This is a genomic window from Flavobacterium sp. (assembly GCF_036515215.1).
In the GTDB taxonomy this organism is placed as follows: Bacteria; Bacteroidota; Bacteroidia; order Flavobacteriales; family Flavobacteriaceae; genus Flavobacterium.
The window spans coordinates 1-13,745 of the sequence record NZ_DATBVQ010000174.1 but is presented as its reverse complement, the minus strand read 5'-3'; the positions used below and the strand labels follow the sequence as shown (position 1 = coordinate 13,745).

At 37.5% G+C, this 13,745-nt stretch carries 12 protein-coding genes; 11 read left to right on the top strand and 1 reads right to left on the bottom strand.

Going from position 1 to position 13,745, the window contains the following annotated elements; translation table 11 throughout:
• On the bottom strand, positions 1-1,591 hold a 1,591-nt coding region (locus VIH09_RS11690), incomplete at its 3' end, for a PAS domain S-box protein (protein WP_331581163.1).
• A 927-nt stretch (positions 1,592-2,518) separates the two neighbouring features.
• Here VIH09_RS11690 and VIH09_RS11685 point away from each other — a divergent pair.
• The 11 genes from VIH09_RS11685 to VIH09_RS11635 form a co-directional block, all read left to right on the top strand.
• Positions 2,519-3,832 carry a TolC family protein gene (locus VIH09_RS11685; protein WP_331581161.1) on the top strand — a complete coding sequence of 438 codons (1,314 nt, stop codon included), beginning with the start codon at positions 2,519-2,521 and terminating at the stop codon, positions 3,830-3,832.
• Positions 3,833-3,901: 69 nt separating this feature from the next.
• Complete coding sequence (locus VIH09_RS11680) at positions 3,902-4,981, top strand: efflux RND transporter periplasmic adaptor subunit (protein WP_331581159.1); 1,080 nt, start codon at positions 3,902-3,904, stop codon at positions 4,979-4,981.
• 230 nt (positions 4,982-5,211) lie between these two features.
• The gene (locus tag VIH09_RS11675) at positions 5,212-8,403 is read left to right on the top strand and encodes an efflux RND transporter permease subunit (RefSeq protein ID WP_331581157.1); all 3,192 of its coding nucleotides are present in this window, start codon (positions 5,212-5,214) and stop codon (positions 8,401-8,403) included.
• Positions 8,404-8,470: 67 nt separating this feature from the next.
• Entirely contained in the window at positions 8,471-8,776 is a 306-nt protein-coding gene (locus VIH09_RS11670) for a hypothetical protein (protein WP_331581155.1), read from the top strand.
• A 13-nt stretch (positions 8,777-8,789) separates the two neighbouring features.
• Complete coding sequence (locus VIH09_RS11665; protein ID WP_331581153.1) at positions 8,790-8,975, top strand: DUF2892 domain-containing protein; 186 nt, start codon at positions 8,790-8,792, stop codon at positions 8,973-8,975.
• A gap of 267 nt (positions 8,976-9,242) precedes the next feature.
• A complete protein-coding gene (locus tag VIH09_RS11660) occupies positions 9,243-9,707 on the top strand; it encodes a MarR family winged helix-turn-helix transcriptional regulator (protein ID WP_331581151.1) in 465 nt (154 codons plus the stop codon).
• Between the two features lie 3 nt (positions 9,708-9,710).
• A complete protein-coding gene (locus VIH09_RS11655; RefSeq protein WP_331581148.1) occupies positions 9,711-10,343 on the top strand; it encodes an NAD(P)H-dependent oxidoreductase in 633 nt (210 codons plus the stop codon).
• 26 nt (positions 10,344-10,369) lie between these two features.
• Positions 10,370-10,936 (top strand): YceI family protein, encoded by a 567-nt coding sequence (locus VIH09_RS11650; RefSeq protein WP_331581146.1) that lies wholly within the window; start codon positions 10,370-10,372, stop codon positions 10,934-10,936.
• Positions 10,937-11,265: 329 nt separating this feature from the next.
• The gene (locus VIH09_RS11645; protein WP_331581144.1) at positions 11,266-12,666 is read left to right on the top strand and encodes an anthranilate synthase component I family protein; all 1,401 of its coding nucleotides are present in this window, start codon (positions 11,266-11,268) and stop codon (positions 12,664-12,666) included.
• 96 nt (positions 12,667-12,762) lie between these two features.
• Entirely contained in the window at positions 12,763-13,359 is a 597-nt protein-coding gene (locus tag VIH09_RS11640; protein WP_331581142.1) for an aminodeoxychorismate/anthranilate synthase component II, read from the top strand.
• A gap of 89 nt (positions 13,360-13,448) precedes the next feature.
• Positions 13,449-13,745, top strand: a 297-nt coding sequence (locus VIH09_RS11635) for an anthranilate phosphoribosyltransferase (protein WP_414656157.1), incomplete at its 3' end; no start/stop codon positions are given.

Below are 13,745 nucleotides of genomic sequence, written 5' to 3'. Positions count from 1 at the left end.
TCTCGTTATTTTCAATAGTGTTTTTCGCTATTTTTTCTGTAGTTATATCTCTAAAAAAAACAGATAATCCATCAGAGGAAGGGTAAATGTGATTTTCAAACCACAAATCATATGGTTCATAATGTTCTTCTAAATAAATATATTTTTGTTCATTTATTGCCTGATGATAAGCGTCATAAAAAGGCTTCCCGATTCCTTCAGGAAACTCAGTCCAAATATGTTTGCCTATTATTTCTTTTGGGTTGCAGCCGAATATTTCCCCGGCTTTTTTATTCATATAGGTATAACACCAATTATTATCCAGCGCCACAAACGCATCGGTTATGCGCTCAAAAGTATTGACCAGTAATTCATTGGCGCGTTTGATTTCGGTTATGTCTTTAATAAAACCCATAAATCGGGTTTCAGAAAGTTTTACCGAATCGACACAGGACCACCTGATTTCTCCGGATTTGTGAATTGTTTTAAATTCACCCTTTGACCCACCTACAGTTTTCACCCTGTTGAAACACATCGCCAAATCGCCAATCGATTCAGTGTATGTTAAATCCATCATCGAAATGGTTAAAAGCTCTTCCTTGGTGTAACCCGATATCGAAGTTACGGCATGATTCACTTCAATAAAGTTCCCGTTTTCATCAGCAACAAAAATTCCGTCAGGTGCATTTTCAATATAATTTTTAAACTTAGAATTACTTTCTTCCTGTATTAACTTTAGTTTCAATTCCGTTTCTGTCTGTCTTCTCGAATTGAGTTCCTCTTTAATTTGTCTTTTTTCAGTGATATCTTGCGTATTCCCTCGTAAACTTACTACAGTGCCTTTTTCGTCGACAATGGGATAAACAATGCCATAAAGCCATTTTGTCTTGTTTTCACCTATCATGGCGCACTGTTCCAGCTCAAATGGTTGCCTGTCAATTTCAGATTGTTTGATTCTATCCAGAAATAAATTAACATCAGTTTTTGAAAAGCGATTTACATATTCCTGAAATAAATCTTGATTGTCCTTTTTCTCCAATTCATAAATCGAATACAATTCGTTAGACCAAATCATTTTCTGACTGCTATAATTGAATTCCCAACTTCCTATCTTTGATATTTTTTGCGCATTTTCGAGTAGTACTTCGCTTTCCAGCAAATCATTCTGCGCTTTTTTTATTCCGGTGATATCGCGTCCAATCGCATAAATAATTTCTCTCGAGGAATCGACGCTTGTCGTCCATTGTATACAAACATTTTCCCCGTTTTTTTTGAGAAATCTGTTTTCAAAATGTAACGATGAAATTCCTTGGCCTAATTGTTTGAGTTCATCATTCGACTTTGCAACATCAGCGGGATGAACTAATTCTATGAAAGGCATACCCAACAATTCTTGTTTAGTATAACCCAATATTTTTATAAAAGCAGGATTTATTTCTTTAAAAAAACCATCAGTTCCGGCTATACATAACAGATCCGAAGATTCTTTGAAGTAGAACTCTAAATTAGTTGCTGATAGTTCTTTTTTAAGTAAACGATGAATTTCTGACTCTTGGTCTTTTACAATCTTGAGAAGCTCTTCGTAGGTGGGTTTGGCAAAATTCGTACTCATAAAAACAAACTAATTATTAATAAACTTTTTGTGCGGCTTAAAGTATTAATGCACAAACTTTTTTATGAACTCACTTACATAGGAGAAATGTAAATTAAACGAAAACACAATTATAAAGTTAACATTAATTAATAAAAATGGCACTTCAAAAAATCTAACGAAAACTACAATTTAATTCTTTATAAATCAACAGATATAAATTTAATTAATGAAATACATAATAGGGTGTAAAAATATCAGGAGTTATTATGACAATAGACATCCATTTTACCAAAAGAAAAACCTTAGATAAACAGCCTAATTCAGTTCATTTCATGCATAAAAATTGTCTTTTGTCTAAAAAACACTAATACACTAACAATCAATTTGTTGTGCGATAATTTTATTACTAACTTTAACTGACGGATTGCGATACCGCAACTAAAAAACGAACACAACACTTTGATTTACCGAAACATACTTACTATTATTCTCAATGTTAATTTTTAAACAGCAACTGTTTTTTCTAAGGGTTGCCGATACGGATCCAGAGCAAAACAAGAAAACATAAATCTAAAGCAAAACCAAATGATGGGACGCAATTAAAACCGAGATAAATGGCAATCAGTACCAGATTAAGGACCAAGAATAAAACAGATTGCAGCAAAAACTCAATCTGGCTAATGGAGTCGTTGTTAAATGAACCCTCTCGAAAAGGGCGGAACAAACAAAAACCACTGCAAGAACGAAATTTTTGAATATGGCTGGTTAAGGCACAAATTGATATTAGATCGAACTAATCCTAAAAAATCAAATAAATCTAAAGTGTTTAACCGGGAGGATTTTAGAATTTAATCTAGGATGTTTTTTATTACCCCATTGTGACATTTGTTACTGCGTAGGCTTTATTGCGAAGCTACCTTTGTCCAATAATTAGAAATAAAAATTATGAAAAAAATACATTTAATAGCACTATTAGGGATAATTTCCATTTCTGCCTTTAGTTACGGTCAAGATACTTTGGCAATTTCCAAAAGTGAACTTTGGCAGAAAGTATCGGACAAAAATTTACAAATTAAGATTGCCAACCAGGAATTTAAATCCGCACAGGCAGATTATAGACAATCCAATGCCGTTTTCTTACCCAATATTACCGCTTCCCATACAGCCATTTCTACCACAAATCCTTTGATGGCTTTTGGTTCCAAACTAAACCAGGAGATTCTGACGGCTTCCGATTTTGACCCCAATTCATTGAACAATCCGAACCGCACGCAAAATTTCGCCACTAAAATTGAGGTTTCACAACCGCTGATTAATGTGAATGGAATCTACGGCAGACAAGCTGCTAGGGCAAAAATGAATGCATTCGAATTGCAAACCGAACGCACTAAAGAATATCTGGAACTGGAGGTCAATAAATCTTTTATGGAATTGCAACTCGCTTATAAAGCAGTGGCCGTTTTGGAAAAAGCAAATACGACTGCCGATGCCAATTTGAAATTGATAGAAAATTATTTCAAACAGGGAATTCTTCAAAAAACGGATTTGCTTTCGGTACAGGTTCGCGTAAATGAAATCAAAAACCAATTGCAATATGCCGTAAGTAATGTCCAAAACGCATCCGATTATTTGGCTTTTTTATTGAATGAAGATATCGGGGACAAGGTATACAAACCAACTGAAGCATTAGAAAACACAATAGCAATTCAAAGCATCGACACAAACCTTTCCGAAAGCAGGAAAGACATTCAGGCAATGGACCAATCGACACGGGCCTACCAAAAAATGTTCCTTTCGAGCAAAATGAACTTCTTACCCCGATTGAATGCTTTTGGAAGTTATGAATTATATGACGATACCCTTTTTGGAACAAAAGCGAAAGGATATGTCGTGGGGGCGCAATTGTCATGGAATGTATTTGACGGTTATAAATCAATTGGAAAAATGGAAAAAGCTAAAGCTGATTTTCAAAAAGCGGAAATTGAAACGCAACAATACAAGGCCAAAAGCCAACTGGAACTAAACAAAGCCACTCGCCAGATAAAAGATGCCGAGAACAAGGTAAACCTTGCCAAGTTAGACTTGGAACAATCTCGTGAAGCCTACAGAATCAGGAGCAATCGTTTTACGCAAGGATTAGAAAAAACGACCGATCTATTGCTGTCTGAGACCCAAATGTCCAAAAAAGAATTGGAATACTTACAGTCCGTGTTCGAGTACAATTACACACAGCAGTATTTAGAATTTTTAACGAAGTAAGAGTTAGAAAAAGAAAGTAGAAAGTAGAAAGAGCAACGAATAAAGACAAAAATAATCAAACGAAAAACCATGAAAAAAATAATAACACTAATTTCAATTTCCTTTTTTATTTTAACATCCTGCAACGGAGAGAAAAAAGAAGCGGTAGCTGAATCTCCTGCAATTGCAGTAAAAGTAAGCGGAGTTTCCGAAAAAGACAGCAGTCCATTTGTAAGCGCCAGCGGAAAAATTGAAGCCGAAAACAGCGCTGATTTGAGCACCCGAATGATGGGTTACGTAACCAAAGTATACGTTCAGATAGGACAAAAAGTGCACGCAGGCCAAACGCTGGTAAGTATCAACAACTCTGATTTGAAGGCCAAGAAAGCACAAGCAGATGCCAATATTCTTCAGGCAACTGCGGGTTACAACAGTGCCAAAAAAGATTACGATCGTTTCGTGAACTTATTCAAACAACAAAGCGCTTCACAGAAAGAACTGGACGACATGACAGCCCGTTATGAAATGGCCAAAGCGGGACTTGAAGGGGCAAAACAAATGCGAAACGAAGTTTTGGCACAGTTCAATTATTCCAACATCACGGCTCCATTTTCTGGTGTGGTGACCAACACTTTCGTAAAAGAAGGCGATATGGCCAATCCCGGCATGCCGTTGGTCAGCGTTGAAGGAGCTTCAAAACTTCAAGCGGCTGCAATGGTTTCTGAAAGTGATATTACCAGCATAAAAAAAGGAATGCCTGTTAGCATTTTGGTGAAATCATCCAACGAAAAACTTACGGGTAAAGTAAGCGAGGTAAGTTTGTCGGCAAAAAACACAGGTGGACAGTATCTGGTAAAAATAAATTTGGACAAAACGGACAGTTCAGTCTTGCCAGGAATGTTCGTCAATGTACAGTTTCCTGTTGAAAACAAGGCCAACGCCTCCCAAAGCAATGTTATTTTGGTTCCCGAAAGCGCTTTGGTAAGACAAGGGCAACTTACAGGAATCTACACCATAGGAAATGAAAATGTGGCTATCCTAAGATGGTTGCGTACCGGGAAAACTTTTGGCAACCAAGTAGAAGTGCTTTCCGGATTATCAGCCGATGAAAAATACATCGTATCCGCCGACGGAAAATTGTTTAACGGAGCCAAAGTAAGTGTTCAGTAATCGGCTTTTTTAGTGTTCAGTGCCATTGCGAGCCAGAAAAGCTATCGCATTTAATGCCCATTCGATTTAAAAAACAGTCCTTAATTCTGCGTGAGGGATAGCAGTGGAAATCCTTTTTCGTCAGTTCGAGTTTCCGCTTTATAGCGGAAGTATCGAGAACAAGAAAAAGATTGAAGCGAATAGCCCGACCCGACTTTTTGAGAGGGTCACGCCCAAATAAATAAAAAATTATGCAAGAAGGAATTTCAGGTAAAATTGCCCATTTTTTCATTAACTCCAAACTAACCATTTTGATGATGGTGGGCTTGATGATCATTGGTGTCTACAGTTCTTTTCTCATTCCTAGAGAAGAAGAACCACAAATTAATGTTCCGATGGCCGACGTAATGGTGGGTTATCCAGGAGCGAGCCCAACGGAAGTGGAAAGTCGTGTGGCGAAACCTTTGGAAAAAATCATTTCCAACATTAAAGGTGTGGAACATGTGCATACTATGGCCATGAACGGTCAGGCTATGCTTATCGTACAGTTTTATGTAGGCCAGGATGTGGAGCGCTCATATGTGAAACTGTATGACGAATTAGCAAAACACGAAGATATGTTCCCAAAAGGGGTGTATAAACCGATGGTAAAAACGCGTTCTATTGACGATGTCCCAATGCTTGGCATCACGCTGTGGAGCGACAAAATGGACGATTTCCAATTGCGCCAAATCGCTGAGGAAGTAACTTCGGAAGTTGAGAAAGTAAAGGATGTTGCCATTACAAAAGAAATTGGAGGTAGAAGCCGAGTTCTAAAAGTGATTTTGGACAAAGATAAAATGGCGGAGAACGGTATCGACCCTATGGGCATCATGCAAATGATCCAAGCCAATAACAGCAGTTCCCAATCGGGAAGTTTTGTAAATCAGGACCAAGAATATTTGATTACAACAGGGAAGTTCTTAACCTCAGCAGATGACGTAGAAAATTTGGTGGTTGGTGTGAATAAAAACATGCCTGTCTATTTGAAACAAGTTGCCAGCATTCAAGACGGGCCTTCGACGGCCAAAAGTTATGTGTCTTTCGGATACGGAAAAACAAATGACAACTATAAAAGTGCGCAATCCGAATATCCCGCGGTTACCATATCCGTTGGAAAAGTAAAGGGAGCGGATGCGATGAAAATTTCGGAGAAAATCATTGATAAAGTAGAGCATTTAAAGGCTACAATAATTCCGAACGATGTTCATGTTAAAGTAACCAGAAATTATGGTGAAACGGCTTCTGACAAGGTGGGTGAATTATTGCTTCACTTGGGTATCGCCATTTTGGCTGTTACTTTCTTGGTGATGCTAGCCATGGGCTGGAGAGGTGGATTGGTCGTTTTCTTCTCGGTTCCATTGACTTTTGCTTTGACTTTATTCAGTTATTATATGCTGGATTATACTTTGAACCGAATTACACTTTTCGCCCTGGTATTCGTGGTGGGGATTGTTGTCGACGACAGTATTATTATCGCCGAGAACATGCACAGGCATTTCAAGATGAAGCGATTGCCGTTTAAGCAAGCAGCTATTTATGCGATAAATGAAGTGGGAAACCCAACGATTTTGGCAACATTTACGGTAATTGCAGCCATTCTACCGATGGCATTCGTATCAGGAATGATGGGGCCGTACATGAGCCCGATGCCTATAGGCGCTTCGATTGCCATGATATTGTCACTGTTTGTTGCATTGACCGTTACGCCTTATTTAGGATACCATTTATTGCAGGAAAAAGATGCGCAAGAGCATAAAGAAAATGAAGGCCTAGAAACCAGTTTCATCTATAGAATATACAACAAGCTGGAGCGTCCTTTACTGGAAAGCAGCATGAAGAGAAGAGTGCTCGTGGGAGTGACGGCGTTGTTATTGTTCGGTTCTGTTGGTATGTTTTTCACCAAATCAGTTTTGGTAAAAATGTTGCCTTTCGACAATAAAAATGAATTTCAAGTGGTAATCGATATGCCTGAAGGAGCGACTCTGGAAAGAACATCAGCAGTTACGAAAGAAATTGCGCAATACTTAACAACAATACCGGAGGTGGTAGATTATCAAAACTATATTGGTACATCAGCACCAATCACCTTTAACGGATTAGTTCGTCATTATGATTTACGTGGCGGAAGCAACATGGCCGATATTCAAGTGAATTTATTGCACAAAGAAGATCGAAAATTACAAAGTCACGACATTGCGAAAGATGTGCGTCCGCAAATTCAGAAAATCGCCAAAAAATATGGCGCCAACGTAAAGATTATCGAAGTTCCGCCAGGACCTCCTGTTTTGTCCACATTGGTAGCCGAGGTTTACGGTCCAAATTACAAAGACCAGATTAAAGTGGCGCAGCAGGTAAAAGACATTCTCCATAAAACGGATGGTATCGTAGATATTGACTGGACTGTAGAGGACAAGCAAACGGAATACAAACTGGAAGTGGATAAAGAAAAAGCAATGCTTAACGGGATTGCGCCACAACAAATAGTAGGGAATCTGACTTATTTATTGAAGGAATATCCAATATCTAATTTGTATGACGAAAATTCGAATGACAATATAGGCATTGTCCTTTCGCTCGACGATAAAGACAAAACGAGCTTGAAAGACATCCAGAACTTGAAAATAAAAGGAAGCCAGGGGAATATGATTCCGGTAAGTGATTTGGTAAAAGTGAAAACGGATACTTTACAAAAAACTATTTATAGAAAAGACCAGAAACGCGTGGTTTACGTGACGGCTGATATGGCCGGAGCACTGGAAAGCCCTGTCTACGCCATTTTGGGGATGACCGAGAAATTGGATAAAATGAATATCCCAAAAGGGTACAAAGTCAATGAATTGTACATGAACCAACCAACGGATGAAAGTGATTTTACCGTAAAATGGGATGGTGAATGGCAGATTACATTGGAAGTGTTCCGTGATTTAGGTGTTGCCTTTATGGTTGCCATCGTGATCATCTATATGTTGATTGTGGGTTGGTTCCAGAACTTTAAAACGCCTATCGTGATGATGCTTGCCATTCCGCTTTCATTAATCGGGATTGTATTTGGTCACTGGTTACTGGGTGCTTATTTTACTGCAACTTCTTTCATCGGTATGATAGCGTTGGCAGGGGTTATGGTTAGAAATTCAGTCTTGCTGATTGACTTCATAGAAATTCGACTGAATGACGGTATCCCTATAAAACAAGCGATTATCGAGGCTGGAGCGGTAAGAACCTCCCCTATTCTATTGACGACTGGTGCTGTTGTAATTGGCGCTTCCATCATATTATTTGATCCGTTGTTTCAAGGATTGGCCATTTCGTTAGTGTTTGGAGCGATTGTTTCAACTATACTTACCTTAATTGTGGTGCCTTTGATATACTATATCACGGAGAGAAAGAAATGGGAAAAATAAAAAATAGTTGAAAGTTGAAAAACCAGAACCTTAAACTTGAAACTTCAAACCTTAAACAAAAAAACAAATGAAACTACTTATTATAACCGCAATAAAAGCATTTGACAAAGACATCAAAAAAATGCTGAACCAGGCAGCCGTAAAAACCTTTAGCTACAAAGAGGTAACAGGATTTAAGGATATTTCTGAAGTGTCAATGGAAGGAAATTGGTTTGGAAGCGAAATGAGCGAAAACGAATCCATACTGTATTATGCCTTTGTAGACAATGGAAATGTAGATACACTTATCGAAAAAGTAAACGAATTCAATGCGAAGCAAGAAAGTTTATCAAACATTCATGTGGCAGTATTAAATATAGAAAAACACAATTAAAAAATAAAAAAAAATGAAAAATAAAGTATTTAGAATTATTGTAGGCTCATTTATCTTAGTCAGTTTGCTTTTAACAATCTATGTAAATATAAATTGGTTGTGGTTTACTGCTTTTATAGGCGTCAATTTAATTCAATCTGGTATTACCAAATGGTGCTTATTAGAGACTATTTTATCCAAAATAGGATTGAAAGACTAAAAAGTTTTGAACATAAATGGAAAACCGAAACAACCGTTTCGGTTTTTTTTATGGCAAAAAAAATAAATCCTCTCCTCTTCCCCTTCCCATTATTCGCTCCATCTCCAGCAAAACCAGGCGGTGCTACATTATCCCACCGCCGATATTCCCATCCAAATCCGATGCGCAAACAATCCCGGAAATAAATTTTAACAAAAAAATAACTAACATTTGTATATACAAATTAAAAAAGTGTTACATTTGTACCAACAAATAAGAAAGGGTTTTATGAAAATTGAAGATGAAATAAAAAGCAGCATACCATTAAAGGTCTCAAAAAAAATCATTTTGAATATTTTGTACACGCAAAATGTGGTAAATGAAAAATTTAATGAAGTATTAAAACCGTATGATTTATCAGGGGAGCAATATAACGTTTTAAGAATATTAAGGGGCCAAAAAGGGAATCCCGCTAACATGTGTTTGATACAAGAACGCATGGTTGCGAAAACAAGTAACACTACCCGCTTAGTAGATAAATTATTATTGAAGAATCTGGTTACAAGAAATGTGTGTCCAGAAAACCGAAGGAAAATTGAAGTGGCTATAACCCAAAAGGGACTGGACGTTTTAACCAAATTGGACCCTAAGGTCATCGAACATGAAAATTATTTTTCACAGAATTTAAGTACGGAAGAGCTCGAACAATTAAACGCATTATTAGAAAAATACAGAAATCAACAAATACAATAAATTATGAAAACCTTTTTAGATAAACAAAATTGGCGCTACGCCACCAAAAAATTTGATGGTACAAAAGTAATCTCAGAATCAGACTTGGATTTTCTGAAAGAAGCGGTTCGTTTAAGCGCGTCTTCATACGGATTGCAACTCTATAAAGTAATAATCGTTGAGAATCAAGAATTAAAGGCACAATTATTGCCTGCTGCTTATGGACAAACACAAATTACAGATGCTTCCCACTTATTTGTTTTCGCAAGTCAAACGAATATCGGGAATACAGAAATTGATGCTTACCTTAAAAATGCAAGCGAAATAAGAGAACTTCCCATTGAAGCATTGTCTGGATATGGAGATTTCATGAAAGGGACAATTAACCCGATGCCGGAAGACGTTAAAAATATTTGGACAGCTAAACAGACGTATTTAGCTTTGGGAAATTTATTGAACGCCGCAGCGGAGTTAAATATTGACGCTACACCGATGGAAGGTTTTAATGCAGCGCAATTCAATGAAATTTTAGGATTGGATAAACTAAACCTAAACGCAGTTGTAATTGCACCGGTCGGATATCGTCATGAAGAGGATGCTACACAGCACCACAAAAAAGTTAGAAAATCAAACAAGGATTTATTTATTACATTATAATTATTAACACAAATCAAATTAAACAAATGAAAAATTTAAAATCAATTGCTTTAGCATTAGTAGTAGTACTATCTACTTTATCAGTAACTGCACAAACAAAAAAAGTAAATGCATCGGAAAGTACAATCAACTGGGTTGGTAAAAAAGTGACTGGACAGCATGAAGGGACGGTAAACTTGAAAGATGGCGCATTAGTTTTCACCGGAAAAAAATTAACTGGCGGAACATTCACCGTTGACATGACTTCATTGACTGCAACAGATTTAAAAGGTGAGTACCAAGGAAAATTAAACGGACACTTGAAATCAGAAGATTTCTTCGGAACTGAAAAATTCCCAGCGTCTACATTAGTTTTCAAAACGATTGCCGCCAAATCAAAAAATCTTTATGCTGTAACTGCTGATTTGACAATCAAAGGAAAAACAAATCCTGTCACTTTTGATATTGCCGTAAACGGGAATACAGCATCGACAAAGTTCAATGTTGACAGAACTAAATACGACATCAAATACGGTTCAGGTAGTTTCTTCGACAACTTGGGAGACAAAGCAATCTCTGATGAATTTGAATTAGCTGTAGCTTTGAAATTCTAATATTTTTTATAATACAATGTTTACTAATCTACCCAACAAGAAATTGTTGGGTTTTTTATTGCACTCAAATAATGTAACAAAAAAGACAAAAAGCCAGTGTTTTTTTATTTTAATGTATTTGAATAACCAAATAACATTTATATATTTGTAACATGAAAACAATAAAAAACAATACTTGGTGGTGGAATAATTTACGTCAGTTGTCGTGAACTAAGCTCCTATGGTATTATTAACTATAAATATAAAAGGCTTGTCATCACGACGAGCCTTTTTTTTATGCCAACAATTTTTGCTGTTCATACCATTAAAAATCTTAAAATTTATTCAAGTTGAAACTATTTACACTAAATACTAAATACAAACAAATCCTCGCTGACACCATTACTCCCGTCAGCGTATATTTCAAAATACGCGATAAGTTCCCCAACAGCTTACTTTTGGAAAGCAGTGATTACCATGGGAATGACAACAGTTTCTCATACATCTGTTGCAATCCGATTGCATCGATCAAAATAGAAAACGAAACGGTCTGCAAAACCTATCCTGACGGTACTTCAGAGAAAATTGCGATCGATGCAGACACCAATATTCCGGGAGTGATCCAAGAGTTTTCGCATCAATTTAAATCAAAAAAAAACGATTTCAAATTTATCAACAATGGTCTGTTCGGATACATCTCTTATGATGCCGTTCGTTATTTCGAAAAGGTGACTGTCGCCAAAAAGGACAACAGCATTTCAATTCCTGATGTGTATTATGCGGTTTACCAAAACATCATCGCCATCAACCATTTTAAGAATGAGGCCTATATTTTCTGTCACAGTCTGGAAGGAAAAAACAATATCTCGGAGATTGAGCAACTGTTGCAATCCAGAAATATCGCTTCCTATAAATTCTCGAAAGAAGGGGAAGGTTTCTCCAACTTGACCGATACCGAATTCAAGCACAATGTGTCTTTGGCTAAAAAGCACTGTTTTCGCGGGGACGTTTTCCAACTGGTTTTATCCAGACGATTTACGCAAGGTTTCAAAGGAGATGAGTTCAACGTGTATAGAGCATTGCGAAGCATCAACCCATCGCCTTACTTGTTCTTTTTTGATTATGGCGATTTCAAAATATTTGGTTCTTCACCTGAAGCCCAAATTATCGTAAAAGACCGCAAAGCCGAAATCCATCCGATAGCCGGAACTTTCAAACGAACCGGTGATGACGAAAAAGATGCCATTCTTGCTAAACAACTGTCCGAGGACAAGAAAGAGAATAGCGAACATGTGATGTTGGTAGATTTGGCACGAAATGATTTGAGCCGTAATGGCCATGACGTGAAAGTGGAAAAATACAGGGAAGTGCAATTCTTCTCTCATGTGATTCATTTAGTTTCAAAAGTGACAGGCTATTTACATGAAAAAGCGACAACCATGCAAGTGGTGGCCGATACTTTTCCAGCAGGAACATTAAGTGGAGCTCCAAAACATAGGGCCATGCAACTCATTGAGGAGTATGAAAAAACAAACCGTAATTTCTATGGTGGTGCGATCGGTTTCATGGATTTTGAAGGGAACTTTAACCATGCCATCATGATTCGAACTTTCCTGAGCAAAAATCACCAATTGCATTCACAAGCGGGTGCCGGAATAGTCGCCAGTTCAGATGAAGAAAGCGAAATGGAGGAAGTGTACAACAAATTGAGAGCGTTGAATAAGGCGTTAGATTTGGCGGAGACAATATAAAATAACAATTAAAAGATTTAATAATTTAAGTATTTAAAGATTACTCAAAAAGTACAATTTTTCAATCTTTAAATCTTTCAATTTTTCAATAAAATAATGAAAAAAATACTAGTCATAGACAATTACGATAGTTTCACTTACAATCTGGTGCATTATCTGGAAGATTTGGATTGCGAAGTAACCGTCTACAGAAACGACGAATTTGATATCGAGGAAATAGCGAGTTTCGATAAGATATTACTTTCTCCCGGTCCCGGAATTCCGGAGGAAGCCGGTTTGCTGAAGGACGTGATTCGGAAATATGCCGCTACCAAGAGTATTCTTGGCGTTTGTTTGGGACAACAGGCCATCGGCGAGGTTTTCGGAGGAACACTTTCTAACTTGGATAAAGTGTATCACGGCGTGGCCACAATGGTAAAAACGGTGGTTGATGATGAATTGCTGTTTGAAGGATTAGGAAATGAATTTGAAGTGGGCCGTTATCATTCTTGGGTGGTAGACAGCAGTTTACCTGACGTTCTGGAAGCCACTTCTTTTGATGAAAATGGCCAAGTAATGTCTTTGAGACACAAAACATTTGATGTCCGCGGGGTGCAATTTCATCCCGAAAGTGTGTTGACGCCAAACGGAAAAAGAATATTGGAGAATTGGGTAAAAAGCCCCATAGCCCCCAAAGAGAGAATAACTCAATAACTGAAATAAATGACACTGATTTTTAATCACTAAAAACCCTATTTACCCCAATAGGAGCTCCCCTCCTTCGGAGGGGCTGGGGGAGGCTAATGAAAAACATATTAAACAGACTGATTAACCATGAAATGCTCTCCAAAGACGAGGCAAAAAATGTGTTGGTTAATATATCCAACGGAAGCTATAACCCAAGCCAGATTTCAGCATTTTTGACCGTATACATGATGCGAAGCATTAGTATCGAAGAGCTCTCCGGTTTCAGGGAGGCCCTATTAGAATTGTGCATTCGTGTCGATTTATCAGCATACAACACAATCGATCTGTGCGGAACAGGCGGCGACGGAAAAGACACTTTCAACATATCGACCCTGGCTTCTTTTGTGGCGGCC